The organism is Halobacteriovorax sp., assembly GCF_041587335.1.
Lineage (GTDB): Bacteria > Bdellovibrionota > Bacteriovoracia > Bacteriovoracales > Bacteriovoracaceae > Halobacteriovorax.
This window is the reverse complement of the sequence record NZ_JBFGYP010000021.1, coordinates 1-17,261: the sequence shown is the minus strand read 5'-3', so window position 1 is coordinate 17,261 and position 17,261 is coordinate 1. Positions and strand designations below refer to the sequence as shown.

Genomic DNA, 17,261 nt, shown 5'->3' with positions numbered 1-17,261 from the left:
GATATGAAGAGAGGGTGATTCACCTTCTCTTCATTTTCTTTCGACATCTAATCTGATGCCCATCAAATAAAATCTTTCTTCTACAACTTATATTTTTATTCTTAGATTTCTCAACACCACCATCTATATTCCAACTTGTTAGAACTTGTATGGACTCATTTGTTTTGAGTTTTATTCTATCTGTAGGAACATTATAAATTCTAGAACTAGAAAGTATTAGAGCAAATAATAAGTATCTTAGTTTTCTACTTCCTGAGTAGAAGAGAAGAAAAATGAGTCCAAAGAAATCTATTTCAGAGTCAAATGAAAGAGATGATAGATCAAAAAAAATCTCGGAAGTAGTTCTAATGACATATAAAAAAGGGAAGGCCATATCAACCTGTATCAATGAACTTACCCAGTAAAAGATAAAAAGAAAGGGGAATAAGAATGAAAAAATTGAAGTGAGTAGAAAGCCTAGGAAAAAACCTACAAAGGAAACAGATGTATTAAGAAATAATGTTAGAAGTAGGTTCGCAGTAAAAAATGAGAATGCAATTGATGAGAGCTTAGGCGTTGAGAGTAAGCTTCCAAGGAATAAAAAGCTAAAGGTAAAGCTCATAGGATTATATTGATAAGTTCCAAATATAAAATCGAATATAAAACTAATCATAAATATATAGAATATATCTAATTTAATTTTTAATTTCTTAAAGAATAAATTGGTTATCCTGAGAATAGATATCCGCTTTAGAGAATAGAATTGTGCTAGTCCAAAAGGTAAAAGGCAAAGCGACAACTCTATTATTAGAGATGACTTCTTAAATCCCTTTTTCCTAAGTCTTCTAATAAGAGGAAGGAAAATAATAAAGAAAGAGCTAAAGTGAATACCACTAGGAGTAAAGAGATGGTTTGTGTGCAGCTTTGTAAATATCTTTTTTAAATTCTTTGTTAAACTTCTCTTGTCACCTAGAATAAAGGCCCTACTCAAAGCGAAGTCCTCTCGACTTTGAATTCTCTTCATTTTGTGTAAGTGATTACTAATTAAGTATGGTGTTCTAGTCACTCTAAAGTCTGGTCTCTTATTTTGAAGATTAATGAAGAGAAGAATAGAGCTTATTACCAATATGAATGGAAAGCGCCAGTTGGACATAGGAGCTCTTAATAGCAAAATGAATGAAATTGAGGAACTTATAACTCTCTGATTTTAATAGACTCTATTCTTACGGGCATCAATTGTCTTAGAGATAGGTATTAAGACTTAACTTATTGTTTCTAAAGAGATATGAATTATCCTATAGGAGCCTGTATGAACCGTACTTTAATCGAAAAATCTTTAGAGAAAGACTTTGAACACTTTTTTTTAGAAGATGACTTATCAAGAAATCATTCTTATATCTCAAGTCTTCCAAATGATAATGTTGCTTGCTCACTAAAGATTAAGGATGATTTAGTTCTGGCGGGACTACCTTATTTCTTTGGGGCCTTCAATCACCTTGGTGCAGATTTAGACTCTACTGAATTATTAAAAAATGAAGGGAAAAGCTTTAAGAAAGAAGACAAAGCTGAGATTCACTTCGACCTTCCTTTTTCTCTAGCTTTAACTGGTGAGAGAATAGCGCTTAACTTATTACAGAGAGCGAGCTCTATCGCAACGTTTACTGCTAAGTTTGTAGAGCTTGCAAAGAATTCAGAAACAAAGATATTAGATACTCGTAAAACAACCCCTGGTCTTAGAGGTCTCGAGAAGTATGCCGTAAGAGCTGGTGGTGGGTACAATCATCGTCTTGGACAAAGTGATATGTGGATGGTTAAGGATAACCATAAGTCATTCTTTGGTGGAGTAAAGGAAGCTGTCGACTTCTTTAGATCGATGAATGGTTTTTATACACCTATCGAAGTTGAAATTCATGACCTTGCTGAACTACAAGCAGGCTTTGAACTTGGAATCAAACATTTTATGCTAGATAACTTCTCCCCTGAAGATATACAGAAGGCCGTGGCCATTAAGCCAAGTGGTGTTACTTTTGAAGTCTCTGGTGGAATAAGAATAGATACAATCGAAAATTATTTAATCCCAGGTGTCGATGCTATAAGTATTGGCTCAATGACTTATGATGCTCCAGCAGTGGATCTCTCTCTTAAGTATAAGAGGTCATAAATGTCAGTATATGAATATGATGTTTTAATTATTGGTTGTGGTATTTCGGGGCTAACCTCTGCAGCAAAGCTTGCTGAAACGGGGATTAAAGTAGGTATTCTAACTCGAGATGAAGATCCAAAAGTTTCAAATACTCTCTACGCTCAGGGAGGAATTATCTATCCACACGGAGATGATACAGACCTTCTAGATGATATTCAGAGAGCTTCTTCGTTTACTGCAAATGAAAGTGCAGCATCAATTCTAAAAGAGAGATCCGGAAAAATATTAGAAGAGATCCTAATCGATAAATCTAAAACAAACTTTGCAAAAGATGAGAATGGAGAACTCTTATTTACAAGAGAAGCCGCCCACTCAAGAGATAGAATTCTTTATCAAGGTGACTACACTGGTAGAGAAATACAAATTTCACTATTAAATTATTTAAGTGATAAGAATAGATTTCCAAATGTTCACTTGCTTACTAAGCACACGGCTATTGACCTTCTAACTCCTGTTCATCATGGAGTACGCATTCAACAGCGCTATGAAGATAATTATGTAGTTGGAGTTTATGCTTTAAATCAAGAAACGAAAGAGGTCGCAAAAGTTATTTCTAAGTTTACAATTCTTGCCACCGGAGGAATTGGTGGACTATACCTTCACCATTCTAACTCTGAAGGGGCAAGAGGTGATGGACACGCAATGGCCAAAAGGGCAGGAGCGATTCTTACCAATATGGAATTTATTCAATTTCATCCAACGACTTTCTTTGATAGTTCTTCTCATAGAAGATTCTTGATCTCAGAGGCCATAAGAGGCGAGGGCGGAAAGCTTATAAACTCAAATGGTGTCGCTTTTATGGAGAAGTATCATCCAGATAGAGAGCTTGCACCTAGGGATGTTGTCTCTAGAGCAATTGCTGATGAGATTATTGAAACAAGACACGACTGTGTTTATTTAGATATCTCTCATAAAGATAGCTCTTGGTTAAAAGAGAGATTTCCAACAATATATGAACATTGCCTTGAAAAAAATGTAGATATTACCTCTGAACCAATCCCTGTTGTTCCTGCGGCTCATTATACATGTGGCGGAGTAAAAACAAATCTTAAGGGGCAAACAAACCTTAAGGGATTATACGCTGTTGGAGAAGTGGCATGTACTGGACTTCACGGTGCAAATAGACTGGCTTCAACTTCTCTTTTAGAAGGACTTACTTGGGGTTATATTGCTGCTGAAAATATTGCTAATAAATTAGATACGGCGTCACTCTACGACGCTCACAAAATTCAAGATTGGAGAAAGGGTCACTTAGAGGCCGACAATGCTCTCATCTCTCAAGATTGGTTAACTCTAAAACAGACGATGTGGAACTATGTTGGACTAACGAGAACTTCTCATAGACTTAAGAGAGCAGACGCCATGTTTAGTGAACTCTACGATGAAATTGAAAGATTTTATAAGAATGCAGAATTGAAAGATAGCCTTATAGGACTAAGAAATGCTGTTGAAGTGGGTTATATGGTTTTAAACTCATCGAGAAGAAATAAAGAATCAGTGGGCTGCTTTTATCGAAAAAGCTAACCCACTAGTTATAGAGTTAGGCTGCAATATTCATTAAAGTTGGAAAGGGATAGATAACAGAGTCGACGTGCTGGTTTGCCACCTCGTCAATAATATCTTGAAAGACTGCTTCAGAAATTCCATCATCTTTAGCGTAGGTCCATATCGTATTTACATGTCCATTGAATTCACCAGCAAAGAATGTCCCAGTGTGAAGACAGCTGTCGTAGGCCATCTTTAATTCTTCTCGGTATTGATCATAAAGCTTCTCTTCTAAATCGACGTTATCCATCTACCAGCGCCTCCGTTTTACGTGCTATGGAAGTATTTTAAAATGGATATAAGAATTTTCTAAATAAAATTCGATATTGGTTAAATTTCATTTACTTATATGTAGTTTCTGTTGATTGCTAAATTTATTGATATTTTTTAACTTTTACGTACTCTTAGTTAGTTACAGTACTTTTTGCCAATTATTCTAGGTTAGTTTCCAAGTTTTCAAGGTATTGCTCAATAGGAGCGTCAGGGAGAATTTTACTCTTATATTTAGTCACTACACCCTGTGCAGTCTCAGTAATTAAAAAAGATAGTAGAAGTGATGCAATTAATTCTTTCATGATAACTCCTAAGGTTGCGCTACTCTTTTGAAGATGAGCTCTGGCACCCGAAGGTGCCAGATCAGTGGGTAGGGCCTTGAGTAGTCCAGGTGATAAATCCTTTTATCAGTACTGAAGTAGATAAGTTGCCTCGCTATATAAAGATATGTCTTTCGAATACATCCTTGAGGCAATTTGAGCTATATTCGTTATTTCAATAGTTTAAGCTGCTTGTTTACCAAATAAGAAGTTCTCAACTAAGCTTGTGAAGTCTTCTTGCTCGTGTTGAGTCTTATTTGCCGTGGCTTCCTCTGCCACTAGTGCTTGCTCCCAAGTAAGGTCAGCATTGCTCGTGCATGAGCTATGAGAATTATTGCTCTCTAGAGAGCTGTAGTGCATGGTCACTGCACATAAATAAGAAAAATTGAACTCTGTTCTTTTAATGGGAGAGTAATCCCATTTGCAATTTTCTAAGCTTGTTCCATTGAACTTGCAATGTGAAACGCTTGTAAATTGAAATTCGCAATCAATAAAATTGCAATTTACAAACTTGCAATTTTCAATTTTTGAACCGTAGAAAACACAGGACTCGAAAGTAACATTCTTAAAGGTAGTGAGAGAGAAGAGAGAACCTGAAATACTCAAGCCTTTGAATTCTTTAGTATTTACTATCATATTCTCGATAACTTCATACTTAGCGTCCATCTGGCTCTCATTCAAAAAAGGATTAAAGAATTGAGTTAGAGTTTTCATGTCTGCTACTCCCGAGTCTGTGTTTTTGGTGCAAGCTAGTTGCTCCGTGCAATTAAATCTTAATTTATTTGACTGATTGCGTCAAGAGTTAAAATTGCATTAAGGAATTTTTTTGCAATTCCGATAATGATTACAAGCACTCAGAAGCGTTAATTTAATATGCTTTTTCGTAATAACAGTGACTTGGAGATGGAAGATGTCAAATTTCAATCAAGATAAAATTGCAGAGTACCTAGGTGTAGTACGTAAGTATATGCAAGTACGTGGTTCCTTATCGCAAAAAGATTTAGCAGAGATAACAGATGTTGGTGTTTCAACAATGAGTAGGTTTCTAGCTCAGAAAACCTCTGACGTTAACCCGCAGCTTGTCGCTAAGATAACGGCAAAGTTAAATATCCCCCTTCATGAAATGATTGATTTTGTCGAAGAGGAGTATGCAGATCACTTTATAAAGCTGGTGAAGTTTTACAAAGAGGACGAAGACGAATTCTCTAGGGAAGAGCCGAGTTATACTGAAACTAAAGGCCCAACTCAAAAGAAAGATTTTGAAGAAACGTTTGCAGATGCTCTTGGCGGAGGAACGGCCAACCAGAATGTGACTGCAAAGATAAAAGTTGGTGGTAAGTCTCAAAGTATTCCATTTGAAGGAAGGAGAGGTGAGGACCTAACTATTAAAGAAAAATTAGAAAGTCTTACTCCTAGGCAAAAGGCCTACATGAGTGACTTTTTAAATTTAGATATTGAAGGAAGAGATTTAATTGTTGATTTAGGTAATGATCTCTTTAGATTTTTTAGGCAAAAAGGAATGACTATTTGAATAAGATTATTTTTATTCTATTCACTCTTTCTCTTAATACATTTGCTCTTCCTGAGCATGTGCACTTCTTTTTTATTTCTGGAGATGGAGTTTCTCTTATGAGAAAAATTGAAGATGGTCAGATTCGTTTTTCTGAATTAACAGCTAAGAATGTCCTAGAAGAAGATCCCGAATGTGTTCCAATGGGAGATGGATGCTTTCATCCTCAGTTAGGTTATGTTGAAAAGACAACTATAGCAGTTAAAGAAAGGCCTACCCAAGTTCCGCAAAATACTATTAATGCTGTGGATATTGATTTAATAAAATGTGAAGATGGGAATTACTTTGACATTTTTTGTGGAAAAGCAAAGAAAGAAAGTACTGAAAAAGCACTCGTTGAAATTTGGATAGATACTAGCTCTAGTATGAGGTCAGTGGACTACAGTAAAGATCCGAACTACTGTCAAAGAAGAATCGTTGCAAGAAAATTTCGTGAAGGGTGTGCAGAGAAAGTAAATATTCAACTCTTTGATACATCGTTGAAAGAGATGGGAGATCTCTCATCTTCCTGCGTAAATTATGGATTAAATGATCAGAAAAGATTAATGAGATGGATTAAAGATTCATCAGCAAAACAATTATACGTACTTACTGATATTGACGAGCTTTCATTAGAACTTAAGGACTTTCTTGATTCTATTCCTGCCACCATATATGGAGGGGAAGGTAAGAGATACTATATGAAAGATGTTCAGGAAATGACTGAGAAAACAGTTTCTAAGTATTGTAAATAGTCCTCATTTCAAGTAAAAGATATCATGTATAAAAAACTCCTTTCATGGTCTAACGATCAGCACTCTCACTTACCTTGGAGAGTGAATAGATCTCTCTATGTGACCCTTGTATCTGAAATAATGTTGCAACAGACTACTGTTCAAACAGTAGTGAACCATATTGATAAATTCTTAGAAAAATATCCAACATTAGAATCTCTTGCTCAAAGTACTGAAGAAGAGGTTTGTATTGCTTGGAAAGGGCTTGGTTACTATAGAAGGGCCAGGAATTTATTAAATGCAGCAAAAGAAATTAAAGAAAGATTTAATGGAGATATTCCTGTTGATATTGAAACTTTGAAATCAATTAAAGGAATAGGTGATTACACAGCAAATGCAATTGTTGGTATTGGTGCAGGGAAGAAGGCCTTGGCAGTTGATGCTAACCTAGAGAGAGTTATAGCTCGATTATTTGCCATTGATGTTGTGAAAGGTCCAAAACTTCAAAAAGAAATCTACAGAAGATTCTATGATAAAGAGATTTTAAAAGAGTTAACTAATAAAAACTCTCGTAAATTAAATGAAGCCTTCATGGACCTTGGTAGAGTGATTTGTCAGTCGAGAAAAGCAGATTGCCTCATTTGCCCAATGAATAAGTCTTGTGAATCTTATAAATTAGGTAAAGTTGACTTAATTCCTAATGTGCAATCAAAGACTGTTGAGAAGCATGACCTTGAACTTTTAAGAGTCGTCGTCGTAAAAAATAAGAAAGTTTTAGGGTATGTAAAATCAAGTAAGCAATGGCTTCATGGTCAAATTGAAGTTCCAACGTTTATTATTAAATCAACAGATAAGAAAATTGTTCAATATCCTAAAGCCCCTTCGAAATTAAAGAACTTGATGGAAGGTAAAGTTAGTTTTAAATCATCAATTACAAAGTATAAAATTACTAATCATATTTTAGAGATGAGTGAGAAAGAATTTTCAAAATTCTTCAATAGTGATGATTTTGATTTTTATAAAAAAGATTTTGATAATGTGAACTTTACAACAACAACGATTAAGCTTTTAAATAAAGTACTATAAATATTGATCTAAAATACTACTTAGTTTTTTGAAATCTTCGTCGAAGTTATTTTTTCTATTCTTTATTAAAATTGAATTATACCTTTGAAACATTCTGAGGTGACTCGCTTCATGCTCATTATTATAAAATTGCTTAATAAGTCTAGAGTACTGTTTGTCTGGAATTAAACCAAATACCTCTTTCATTTTTTTCTTTCTTTCTGATGGCGGGAGACTCAATGGAGATAGGAAAAAGGGTTCGGTTACTAAATTTATACTATAAATAATGTCCTTTCTCAGTTTCTTTAGTGTTGTGTAAACTTCTTCAAAAGTAAGGAAATTATAAATACTAAGAGTTTGTAAAATATAGACTTCTACATCAAGGTCAATTATTCTTTTGAAGTTTGATACAGTTTTATCCCACTTTAAAGGGTAACGAATAAACTCATTTCTTCTATCTATATCATCTATACTGCATTTTATAATAACTTTTTTAAAATGCTTCCAGTGAGAGATTATCTCTTCTGAGATTGTGGATAAGTTAATATTATATTCTAAAGTTATATTCTTACTTAAATTGTTATCAATTAAATATTTTAAAAAATAAGATTGCTTAGGGTAGAGCATTGGTTCCCCACCATTTATATTGATGAAATTAATATCCTTTGAGTACTTAGCAATATCTACCCAGAAATTTTCTCTCTCCGGCCATGAGAACATTTCTTCTTTTAGTTCGCTGTAGTCAACTCCAAGCTTTATATCTTTGTCTGCTGAAATCTCTCTGTATTCCTTTGTCCATGAAGATGAACTTGCTGGGTTACAGGTCGTACATTTTAAGTTGCATTTATTTCCTAATCTAAGCTCTAAGTTTTGTAGTGTTACTGGGATTTCTCCATCTGGGAGAGTGATGCTCTTGGCGTCTTCGATTGTAAACATTTTCTTGTCTACTTCTTCCTGTCTTCTACTGAGAGCTTTTTTGTCTTCATTTTTATAGCAGACCATACATGCTTTAGGTCGTTCACCATTAAGCATTTTTAAACGAGCTTCTTTAAATGAGTCAGAATTTATTATCGAGTTAATATCTGTATTGTTTAAAGATAGCGTTTGACTGTCATTATGGTTTTTAGCACTACCCAGAGAATTCGTATGGTCAGCAATACAGCAAAGAGATACTTCTCCTATGGGGTGTGTACTTAAGTGAGTCCAGGGAAGGGGACAAAATGTACAACTCATAATGACTCCCACCACTGTGTAGCCTTTTTATTTTCTTTCAAAATATCAGCAAGTGTATACTTATCTTTTCGAATGGATTCTGTTTTAAGGTGTTTCTTTTTCCCTTCTGATAATTGATTGGAAAAGTTATTTGGAAACTTCTCTTCATGAGTCTGTCTTTTCTTTAAATCAAGAAGAAGCTCTAACATTCCCTTTGTGTATTCAGTAAGATTTAGAAGGTTATACTTTATGAGATCATTTAATATCTCTGTTAAAACTTCCTTTGGAAGAGCTAAGGGAGATAGAATAATAGAAGCATCAAAAGCGTAAACGAGCTTTGGATAAATATTGATTTTGAGATCATTACTCAGGTCAATCATCTTCTTCAAACTAAATAATCCGGGAAGAGTTAGAGTTATATCTAGAGCAAGTTCAACATTTTGATTTTTAAGAGAACATTCTTTAGCTTTTTTTAAGTTATCAAGCCAATATTTCCATTTTAATCCTGTCCGTATATATTCACCAATATCTTCTGCCCCATCAATGCTTACAAGTAAGATCACTTTCTTAAAGTGTATTAGTAAATCGTCAAAGAGATTAAGCTCTCCTTTAGATACAAGAGAGAGGTTCGTATTATATCTAATAATTGTATTGCAGGCTTGGTTTGTCTCTACGAGATATTGCATGCTCTTCCAGTGAATGTCCCATAGTAAGGGCTCACCTCCAACCCAATAGATCTCTTCTATTTGATTGTTCTTAAGAGCATAGTTAAATTCTGCTGTAACAACATTTTTTTGAAAATTTTTAATTTCTTTATTCAATTTTGGAACAAGCCATGGATCAGTATCTTCATCCCATAGATTGTTTTCTACCTTTTCTTTTTCCCATTTCGACGAAAGCTGGTCTCCACACATCCTGCAGCTAAAGTTGCAGGTATTATCAAACCTATAGTCGTAAGATTTTGGCATTGTTGATATACTGCCATCTTCCGCTGTATCTTTGATTGCATCTTGAATTAAATGCGGGAAGAGCTCTTTATTAAAATAGTCTCTATATGTCGAAAGAGTGAGCTCTTTGTGATGACAAACACTGCATTCATCTGGAATTTCTCCATTGAGCATTTTCTTTCTAATTGATTTTATAAAGCTTCCATTCCAATACTCTTTTAAAGAGGTGGGCCTGTATTCTTTAGAAGTATCTTGATTTTCGAAATTGCTATCTAGGTACTGTCTTGCAAAATCAAATTCTTCTCTACTTGCACAGCAGAGTCTTCTCTCACTTTGGGGACTAATGAACGTATGCGTCCAAGGAGCTATGCAAAACGCTTTATTTGGAGGGTCTTTCTTCACACTTAAATAGTACTCAGATAAGTAATTTTATGCAAATGCAATAAAAGACCGAGATGGGAGATAAGCCGGGTTTTGTCGTGAACTATCATTCGTCTAGGTCATAAGTTGCCCTATGACTCGAGCGCTTTACCCGCCTGTATGGACTGGCCGTCCTTAACACAGGCCTATTTAAGCTTGCACCACGTAGAGTTTACCTGTTTTCACTACAGCAGGTATCAATTAAGATTCGAAGCAAGGTCGGCCGAAGCTACCCCTTACGTTCTCAGACCCCTGTACATACTTTCTGTTGCACTTGTCCTCACCTCGCGGTGGACGGGAGTTACCCGCTACATCGCCATGTGGAGCCCGGACTTTCCTCCCGTGAAGTAAACTTCACCGGCGATAGCCTTCCCATCTCGGAGCACTTTTTATGCACTAAGTTATTTACTTCGTCAAATGTATTATAATAAAAGACTGCATTGGATAGAATTGTTCTGGGCCATATGATAAAACTTTAAGACAATATATTTAAGCTTTTAGGTAATAAATTATGAAATATCTTCTTATAATTGGGCTATTTACAGCGACAATCTCTACTACAGCAAATGCTGCTCTTTCATCACTTTCAGTCGAATTTTTGAAAAATGGGTCTTTAAATGAGACTCAAAGAATGAATCTAGAGATTAACTCTTTAGAAAAAGAGGCAACCTTTTACTCTAAATCTTGGACACTATCCGCCAGTGGTGAGAGCACTAGCTCTAAACTAGCTAGAAGTTCTTCTTTGTTGATTAGTAATGCAACTCTATTACCAAATGATACAGATACAACTTCTTATAATTTAACAATTTCAAAAGAATTCTTCACAGGTACAGAGATTAGTCTTTCAAACACACTTGTAGATTATACTAATAATGTAAATGTCTCTCAAAATAATAAGGGGTTTACTCAAACAATCTCTTTGGAACAGGACCTTTGGAATAACTTCTTAGGTCGAAGAGATTCTCTTGGTTTAGATATTGCTGAAAAGACTTATGAATATCAAAAGAAGGCAAGTGATTATACGGTTGAGACAAACCTCTATACATTTGTTTCTGAATATTTAAAGGCCAAGTTAGATAAAGCAAACGTTGAATTAAAAAAAGCCGCCCTACAAAGAACAAATAAAAGGTTAGAGCTCATCAAGCGTAGAGTGCGTGATGGTCTAAGCGAAAAGGTTGATTTGTATAGTGCTCAAACGTTGGAGCTGGCATCTAAAGAAAGTTATATGTCGGAAATGATCTCTCTTCAATCAAGTCTTGAGAGCTTATCTAAAAAGGTTCACAGAGAAATCAATGTTGAAAATATTTTAAACTATAGCCTTAGTGCCGAAAGCGAAGTTGAAAAGGTTGAGGGAAAAATTGAAGATAATAAGAATTTCTTAAAAACAAAGAAACAAATAGACTACTTGATTGATAGCTCAAAGAAGGCCGATCACGCTGTTTATCCAAGTCTTGTTTTTGGAACTTCATATTCAACAAATAATTATGAATCATCGAGTAGTCCTATATCTGATGGAGTCATTGGTAGTGATAATAATGAACTGACTGTGGGTCTAACTTTGACTTGGAATATTGGATCTAAAGTTGAGGATCTAACAAAGAAAGCAAGCTCTATTGAATTAAATAAAGTGAAGATGGAGTCCCGTAAAATACTCCTTACTTTAAAAGAGCAAGAAAGCTCTCTCTTACAACGACAGAAAGAGGTCGATGTCTTATTAGTGTCTGCGACGAAGAGGCTTGAGTTAGCAAATAAGACCCTTAAGGAGTACAACAGACTTTACTCAAGAGGTAGAGCAACTCTAGACCAAGTCATTAGAGCTGAGGAAGACTTAATAAGTACTCAAGAGTCTTACGTTAACTATCTTTACTTAAAAGACTCTAATTTTAGCACATTGGCCTATCTAAGAGGTAAGTTGCAAGAAGCAGTAATAAAATAGCTTCAGTTATTAGAAGCTATTTATTGTAGATGGAATAAGGATTCTAGAACAATTGTCACAGACTTCGATTGATCGACCATTTTCTATTTCTGTTATTTGCGTACTTGAGGCCTCATAACGACAGCGAGAGCACAACTTTCCATTTAAAAATGAGATAACTTGTTTATCTTTAATATTTTTCAATGTTTGCTCGAAGAACTTTCTTTGAGTATTTTCCAATGCTTCAAGAAGCGCAGTCATTCTATTAGAGTAATTTGAAATTTCTTTATTCTCTTTCTCTATATCTGAATTTACTTCGCTCCTAAGTTCTTCAAGAGTCTCAAGTGAACCTTTTAGAAACTCATCAGCTTCACTGATTTGTGTTTCAAGCTCTTCAATTTCTTCAAGTATAGTAAGAATACTCTCTTGGATTTGATCAATTTGTGGCTCTAAGCTTTGAATTTCATTTTCAAGAGCTGTTGCCTGAGCTTGATTACTTGCTTTACTAGAGTTTTCATTGGCCCTAGTTAGATCTTTCTCTTTATCGAATAAATTCTTTTCTAATTCTTGGGACTCTTTAGTTAATTCTTCCTTACGTAAAGATAAAGTATCCCTTGATTGAACTCTCTTCTCTCTAGAAGTTTCTACGAAATTGATTCTATTTTGATGAGATTGAATATTTTCTTCATGTGCTGAGATTTTCTTTAAGAGTGCTTGTATCTCGATAAAGTTTTTGAAATGTTCCATAGTTTATTCTTAGGCATTAATATAGATTTGATTATCTATGTACTTAAGAATTTGCTTTATTGGTATTGCTCTGTCAAATCTAATCGCTAGTTTGCTTGAGGGAGTTATACTAGGATCTAGAACCTTTTCATTATAGACAAGTTCTCCCGTGATTGGTTCGATAAGTGAGTAGCCATTTATTGTAGAGAATTTGATCTTGTCACCTAACTCATAATTTTTACAAATTTCATCATAAACTATTAGAGAGAGTCCATTGGTTGAGAAGTTGCAAAGTGTTCCTCCAAAATAGAGTTTTCTCAGTTGGTAGTCGTTTATATTTTCATTTTTAAAAATTAAAGGAAGGTGCAAACTTTCAAAATTTAACCTTTGCCCTTCTCGAGTATCTAATAGATAGAGTAACTCAGGAAAATTTGCGACGATTAGATTATGATGATTAAGTTTTTTGATCTCACACTTAAACACAATGCTATTTACATCATTTTTAGCAAAGATAGGTATATCAGGAATAAATTGAAAACGATTTAGTTTGTCTTTTGGTCTTAGAGAAATATCATAGGAGTAGTTATTGATAAACTTTATCAATGACTGGCTGCGATAGGTTAGTCCATTAACAGTCTGACAAAATTCTAAACTATTGCCGTGACTACTGATTTTCTCAAGTATTTTCGATATCTCTTGAATATCATGCAATGCTGTTCTGCCATCTATCATGTGAACCTCGATTAGCTGTAACAACTCCTGAACATTTTCCCACAAATGTTCAACCTTCTGGCATAATAGATAAGACAATTAATTTACAGGTAGTTAGAAATATAACTGCCCATTTTTCAAGTAGAGAGCAAAATATGCGTGGCAATAAATTTGGTAAATTATTCTCTTTCGTTACCTTTGGAGAGTCTCATGGAGAAGCGTTAGGAGTAGTTCTTGATGGAGTTTCTGCAGGACTAGAATTTAGTCTGAGTGATTTACAAGTTGAGTTAGATAGAAGGGCCCCGGGGAGAGTTGCAGGAACAACTAACAGAAAAGAAGCTGATACGGCCGAAGTTCTATCTGGAGTATACGATGGGAAAACTCTTGGAACACCTATTGCTGTAATTGTTAGAAATACAAATCAAAGAAGTAAAGATTACGATAAACTAAAAACTGAATATAGACCTGGCCATGCAGATGAAACGACTCAGAACAAGTATGGAATTCGTGATCACCGAGGTGGTGGAAGATCTTCTGGTAGAGAAACTCTCGCTAGAGTTATTGCGGGATACTTTGCGGGTCTAATGATACCGAAAATTAAAGTAAGGGCCTTTATATCAAAGATGGGGCCCTTTGAATCCAGTGTTGATGAGCTTAGGGAGAATTTAGATATCTCTCCTTATAACTTTCCAAATACAGAAAAAAATACAGAAATAAAAAAATATCTTTTAGGACTAAAGGCAAATGGTGAATCGGTAGGAGGAAGGATCTCTGTATTGATAGAAGGAACTCCTATGGGACTTGGTGAGCCGGCCTTTGATAAATTAAAAGCTGACTTTGCAAAAAGCTTATTGTCTATAGGGGCCTGTGTTTCATTCTCCTTTGGATTAGGTGAAGAGATGGCAAATATGATGGGGAGTGAAGTTTCAACGCATAGGGGGAACTTTGGTGGAATTGAAGGTGGAATATCAAATGGAGAAGATATTTTTCTAACAACAACATTCAAGCCTACTTCAACTGTTGGTGAAAAAGCTAAAGCAGGAAGACATGATCCATGCATTCTTCCACGAGCAGTTCCTGTCGTTGAGGCAATGGTGAAGTGTGTTCTAGCAGATCATTTACTGAGACAAAGAGCTTATGGAGATGGAGAAATTAATGAGTAGTAGAATTGAATTTTGTAAAATGGACTTTTTAAAAGAGAAGTTAAGAAGTCTAGATACCGACTTGATTTTAATCGTCGCTGATTTAAATGTTTGGAGTTTGTATTCAAAAACTCTCTCGTTGCTCAATATAGATGGAAAGAATGTTCTCTTATGGAAAGCTCCTGATGGAGAGAAAGTAAAAGATTTTGAAAACCTTTCATCTGCCTTAGACTTTTTTCTATCTAGAAATGTTCATAGAAAAGCTCACGTAGTCTCTCTTGGTGGAGGCGCAACGAGTGACTTCTCTGGAATGGTTGCGGCACTGATGCTTAGAGGTGTTAAGTGGTCTACAATTCCTACGACTCTACTCTCTATGGTTGATGCAGCGATTGGAGGAAAGGTTGCAATAAATTCTCCTCAAGGGAAGAATCTCATTGGTGCTTTTCATCATCCGGAAAATATCTGGGTGTGTGACTCATTCTTAGAGACGTTGGATCAAAAAGAAATATCTAGTGGGGCAGGTGAGATCGTTAAGTATGCTCTTTTATCAAGAGATATCTATGCCAAGATAATTCCTGATGTGGAAGTAAAGTCTTTGATAAAAGACTGTGTTCAATTTAAAGAAGAAGTAGTTACAGAAGACTTTAAAGAAACTGGAAGAAGAAAAATATTAAACTTTGGCCATACGTTTGGTCATGCAATAGAGAAGGAATACCATCTGCCACATGGAATTTCCGTTGTTTGGGGAATCTTGTTAATGGATATTCTCTTTAATGACGGAAAGTATAAGGCCGATATATTTAAAATTATAGAAAATTTAAATATCGATTTAGGTGAATCTCCTTGGTTAAATAAAGAATTTCCAGTTGAAAATATAATGCTTTATTTAAGAAAGGATAAGAAGACAACGTCATCTGAGCTCATAGACCTTGTTGTCTTAAAAGAGATTGGAAATGTCGAAATTTTATCTGTTTCTTTTAGTGAAATTGAAAATAAAATTTCTGATAAAAAAGAAGATATTAAAAAGCTTTGTAGTATTTAGTAACATTTGAAAGTTGAGAGCAATATGATTGAAAATGAAGAGTTATTTACAGTTACTCCAGAAGAGTTTAACAAAAATGTAGTTGTTCCAAGCTCAAAATCTTATGCAAATAGAGTTATTATTCTTGCCTCTCTATGTAAAGAAAGTGTCGAAATAATTAATCTACCTCTCTCTCATGATGTTACTAATTTAATTGCTGCTTTAAGAGTAGTGGGACTAAAAATCTTAGATATTGAAAATGGAATTCAAGTCGTAAATTCATTTCCGGAATGTGAGAGCGATACAGATGAAATTATAGAAGTCTTTCCTGGTGATGGTGGAACGACAACAAGATTCTTGATCCCTTTTCTTGCTCTTGGGAAAAAGAATTATAAAATAGAGCCAGAAGGAAGGATGAGAGAGCGTCCTATAGCAGATTTATTAGAGAGCTTAGTAGATATTGGTGCAACAGTAAGTCAGTGTGAAAGTTGGCTTACAATTTCAGGACCAATTTCTTGCTCTCAAAGAATGATTACTGCTGATGCTTCAAAAACCACTCAACATGCTACAGCTCTAGCATTAAGTCTTTCTTCACAAAATGTAGATGTCCTTCCTAAGGATATGAACTATTCAGTGAGCTACTGGGAGATGACTAAGAGTTTAATCCGAGACTTTAAGCAAGGTAGCAGAAGATTTGTAGTTCCTGTCGACTTTAGCTCTATGTCATATATTTTAGCTCTAGGAGCTGACCTTGGAAGTGTTTCTATAAGCAATTGTACAAGTGTTGATCAATATCAGTCTGACTCAGTCTTTTTAGATATTCTTAAAGAAATGGGATGTGAGATAAGTATTTCTAATGAAGGTCTTACGCTGACTAGAGAGAAAGAATTCTTACCAATAGATATGGATTGCTCAAACTGTCCTGATTTAGTTCCTACTCTTGCATTTATATGCTCAAGAACTAAGGGAGTATCAACTTTAAGTAACTTAAGTGTATTAAAATACAAAGAGAGTGATAGACTTGTTGAAATTCAAAAGCTCTTAGACCTTTATAATATAGAAAATACTTATAATGAAGAAGATGATCTACTTACGATATCGGGAAATATTACTCGAGTCAGTGAGAGTAAAAATATATTTCCACCTGATGATCATAGAATTGTGATGGCCTCATATTTATTTTTAAGGGCCAATGGTGGTGGTGAGTTATCTAGTATCGAAAGTGTTTCAAAGTCATTTAATAACTTTTTTGAAGTCGTGAGCTAAAAGAGTATCTGAGAAGATTTATCGGTCATAAGGTAAGTGTATCAATAAAAAATATATCTTAAATATATTTAGTGAATATATTAATTTTGTCATATAATCATTACTATGAGTAAAAAACTATTAATGGGATGTCTTCAGGTAAGTATCCTGATTAACTTCTTTCTATATATGAAAATTTATAAAGAGTCTGACAGACTTAATGCTGCCTTAGAGAATTCTGATGGGGCATGGGT

Annotated in this window: 17 protein-coding genes and 1 other RNA gene; 9 read left to right on the top strand and 9 right to left on the bottom strand. The window is 34.8% G+C overall.

What is annotated here, in order from left to right; genetic code table 11:
* Positions 1–19 precede the first annotated feature (19 nt).
* The gene (locus tag ABX784_RS05195; protein ID WP_372653455.1) at positions 20–1,132 is read right to left on the bottom strand and encodes a hypothetical protein; all 1,113 of its coding nucleotides are present in this window, start codon (positions 1,130–1,132) and stop codon (positions 20–22) included.
* Positions 1,133–1,288: 156 nt separating this feature from the next.
* Between ABX784_RS05195 and nadC the strand changes: the two genes are divergently transcribed.
* Both nadC and ABX784_RS05185 read left to right on the top strand, forming a co-directional pair.
* A complete protein-coding gene (gene nadC / locus ABX784_RS05190) occupies positions 1,289–2,140 on the top strand; it encodes a carboxylating nicotinate-nucleotide diphosphorylase (protein WP_372653453.1) in 852 nt (283 codons plus the stop codon).
* Positions 2,141–3,706 (top strand): L-aspartate oxidase, encoded by a 1,566-nt coding sequence (locus ABX784_RS05185; RefSeq protein WP_372653450.1) that lies wholly within the window; start codon positions 2,141–2,143, stop codon positions 3,704–3,706.
* A gap of 16 nt (positions 3,707–3,722) precedes the next feature.
* Here the strand turns inward: ABX784_RS05185 and ABX784_RS05180 are convergent, their stop codons facing one another.
* From ABX784_RS05180 to ABX784_RS05170, 3 genes are all read right to left on the bottom strand, one after another.
* A complete protein-coding gene (locus ABX784_RS05180) occupies positions 3,723–3,977 on the bottom strand; it encodes a hypothetical protein (protein WP_372653447.1) in 255 nt (84 codons plus the stop codon).
* 181 nt (positions 3,978–4,158) lie between these two features.
* A complete protein-coding gene (locus ABX784_RS05175; protein ID WP_372653445.1) occupies positions 4,159–4,302 on the bottom strand; it encodes a hypothetical protein in 144 nt (47 codons plus the stop codon).
* 201 nt (positions 4,303–4,503) lie between these two features.
* Complete coding sequence (locus ABX784_RS05170; RefSeq protein ID WP_372653443.1) at positions 4,504–5,034, bottom strand: pentapeptide repeat-containing protein; 531 nt, start codon at positions 5,032–5,034, stop codon at positions 4,504–4,506.
* 196 nt (positions 5,035–5,230) lie between these two features.
* Between ABX784_RS05170 and ABX784_RS05165 the strand changes: the two genes are divergently transcribed.
* Genes ABX784_RS05165 through ABX784_RS05155 form a run of 3 tightly spaced genes read left to right on the top strand, consistent with a single transcriptional unit; the run spans position 5,231 to position 7,689 of the window.
* Entirely contained in the window at positions 5,231–5,851 is a 621-nt protein-coding gene (locus ABX784_RS05165; RefSeq protein WP_372653440.1) for a helix-turn-helix domain-containing protein, read from the top strand.
* Positions 5,848–6,624 carry a hypothetical protein gene (locus ABX784_RS05160; RefSeq protein ID WP_372653438.1) on the top strand — a complete coding sequence of 259 codons (777 nt, stop codon included), beginning with the start codon at positions 5,848–5,850 and terminating at the stop codon, positions 6,622–6,624. Before ABX784_RS05165 ends, ABX784_RS05160 begins: the two co-directional genes overlap by 4 nt.
* A gap of 24 nt (positions 6,625–6,648) precedes the next feature.
* Positions 6,649–7,689 carry a hypothetical protein gene (locus ABX784_RS05155; RefSeq protein WP_372653435.1) on the top strand — a complete coding sequence of 347 codons (1,041 nt, stop codon included), beginning with the start codon at positions 6,649–6,651 and terminating at the stop codon, positions 7,687–7,689.
* Here the strand turns inward: ABX784_RS05155 and ABX784_RS05150 are convergent.
* From ABX784_RS05150 to rnpB, 3 genes are all read right to left on the bottom strand, one after another.
* Positions 7,684–8,901 carry a twitch domain-containing radical SAM protein gene (locus tag ABX784_RS05150; protein ID WP_372653432.1) on the bottom strand — a complete coding sequence of 406 codons (1,218 nt, stop codon included), beginning with the start codon at positions 8,899–8,901 and terminating at the stop codon, positions 7,684–7,686. The two genes, ABX784_RS05155 and ABX784_RS05150, sit on opposite strands and share 6 nt — an antisense overlap.
* Positions 8,898–10,229 carry a twitch domain-containing radical SAM protein gene (locus ABX784_RS05145; protein WP_372653430.1) on the bottom strand — a complete coding sequence of 444 codons (1,332 nt, stop codon included), beginning with the start codon at positions 10,227–10,229 and terminating at the stop codon, positions 8,898–8,900. Before ABX784_RS05145 ends, ABX784_RS05150 begins: the two co-directional genes overlap by 4 nt.
* Positions 10,230–10,274: 45 nt before the next feature.
* Positions 10,275–10,627: RNase P RNA component class A (gene rnpB, locus ABX784_RS05140), an RNA gene on the bottom strand.
* Positions 10,628–10,758: 131 nt separating this feature from the next.
* Between rnpB and ABX784_RS05135 the strand changes: the two genes are divergently transcribed.
* A complete protein-coding gene (locus ABX784_RS05135; RefSeq protein WP_372653427.1) occupies positions 10,759–12,183 on the top strand; it encodes a TolC family protein in 1,425 nt (474 codons plus the stop codon).
* 9 nt (positions 12,184–12,192) lie between these two features.
* Here ABX784_RS05135 and ABX784_RS05130 read toward each other — a convergent pair whose 3' ends face one another.
* Together ABX784_RS05130 and ABX784_RS05125 are read right to left on the bottom strand one after the other, a co-directional pair.
* On the bottom strand, positions 12,193–12,909 hold the full coding sequence (locus ABX784_RS05130; RefSeq protein ID WP_372653425.1) for a zinc ribbon domain-containing protein: 717 nt from the start codon (positions 12,907–12,909) through the stop codon (positions 12,193–12,195).
* A 9-nt stretch (positions 12,910–12,918) separates the two neighbouring features.
* Positions 12,919–13,698 carry a hypothetical protein gene (locus ABX784_RS05125; protein WP_372653423.1) on the bottom strand — a complete coding sequence of 260 codons (780 nt, stop codon included), beginning with the start codon at positions 13,696–13,698 and terminating at the stop codon, positions 12,919–12,921.
* A 56-nt stretch (positions 13,699–13,754) separates the two neighbouring features.
* On the opposite strand from ABX784_RS05125, the gene aroC reads away from it, so the two are divergent.
* The 3 genes from aroC to ABX784_RS05110 are packed head-to-tail and all read left to right on the top strand — an operon-like array spanning position 13,755 to position 17,028.
* Positions 13,755–14,762, top strand: a complete 1,008-nt coding sequence (gene aroC / locus ABX784_RS05120) for a chorismate synthase (protein ID WP_372653421.1) — start codon at positions 13,755–13,757, stop codon at positions 14,760–14,762.
* Positions 14,755–15,783: a 3-dehydroquinate synthase family protein gene (locus ABX784_RS05115; protein WP_372653419.1), complete on the top strand. Its 1,029-nt coding sequence runs from the start codon at positions 14,755–14,757 to the stop codon at positions 15,781–15,783. The genes aroC and ABX784_RS05115 overlap by 8 nt, the downstream gene beginning before the upstream one ends.
* A 24-nt stretch (positions 15,784–15,807) precedes the next feature.
* Entirely contained in the window at positions 15,808–17,028 is a 1,221-nt protein-coding gene (locus ABX784_RS05110) for a 3-phosphoshikimate 1-carboxyvinyltransferase (RefSeq protein ID WP_372653417.1), read from the top strand.
* Positions 17,029–17,261 lie beyond the last annotated feature (233 nt).

What these genes read in the sequence shown, in the direction of transcription:
- ABX784_RS05150 (WP_372653432.1), bottom strand. Translation starts at nt 8,901, where the DNA reads ATGAGTTGTACATTTTGTCCCCTTCCCTGGACTCACTTAAGTACACAC.
- aroC (WP_372653421.1), top strand. Translation starts at nt 13,755, where the DNA reads ATGCGTGGCAATAAATTTGGTAAATTATTCTCTTTCGTTACCTTTGGA.
- ABX784_RS05130 (WP_372653425.1), bottom strand. Translation starts at nt 12,909, where the DNA reads ATGGAACATTTCAAAAACTTTATCGAGATACAAGCACTCTTAAAGAAA.
- ABX784_RS05175 (WP_372653445.1), bottom strand. Translation starts at nt 4,302, where the DNA reads ATGAAAGAATTAATTGCATCACTTCTACTATCTTTTTTAATTACTGAG.
- ABX784_RS05165 (WP_372653440.1), top strand. Translation starts at nt 5,231, where the DNA reads ATGTCAAATTTCAATCAAGATAAAATTGCAGAGTACCTAGGTGTAGTA.
- ABX784_RS05170 (WP_372653443.1), bottom strand. Translation starts at nt 5,034, where the DNA reads ATGAAAACTCTAACTCAATTCTTTAATCCTTTTTTGAATGAGAGCCAG.
- ABX784_RS05115 (WP_372653419.1), top strand. Translation starts at nt 14,755, where the DNA reads ATGAGTAGTAGAATTGAATTTTGTAAAATGGACTTTTTAAAAGAGAAG.
- ABX784_RS05195 (WP_372653455.1), bottom strand. Translation starts at nt 1,132, where the DNA reads ATGTCCAACTGGCGCTTTCCATTCATATTGGTAATAAGCTCTATTCTT.
- nadC (WP_372653453.1), top strand. Translation starts at nt 1,289, where the DNA reads ATGAACCGTACTTTAATCGAAAAATCTTTAGAGAAAGACTTTGAACAC.
- ABX784_RS05180 (WP_372653447.1), bottom strand. Translation starts at nt 3,977, where the DNA reads ATGGATAACGTCGATTTAGAAGAGAAGCTTTATGATCAATACCGAGAA.
- ABX784_RS05135 (WP_372653427.1), top strand. Translation starts at nt 10,759, where the DNA reads ATGAAATATCTTCTTATAATTGGGCTATTTACAGCGACAATCTCTACT.
- ABX784_RS05110 (WP_372653417.1), top strand. Translation starts at nt 15,808, where the DNA reads ATGATTGAAAATGAAGAGTTATTTACAGTTACTCCAGAAGAGTTTAAC.
- ABX784_RS05185 (WP_372653450.1), top strand. Translation starts at nt 2,141, where the DNA reads ATGTCAGTATATGAATATGATGTTTTAATTATTGGTTGTGGTATTTCG.
- ABX784_RS05155 (WP_372653435.1), top strand. Translation starts at nt 6,649, where the DNA reads ATGTATAAAAAACTCCTTTCATGGTCTAACGATCAGCACTCTCACTTA.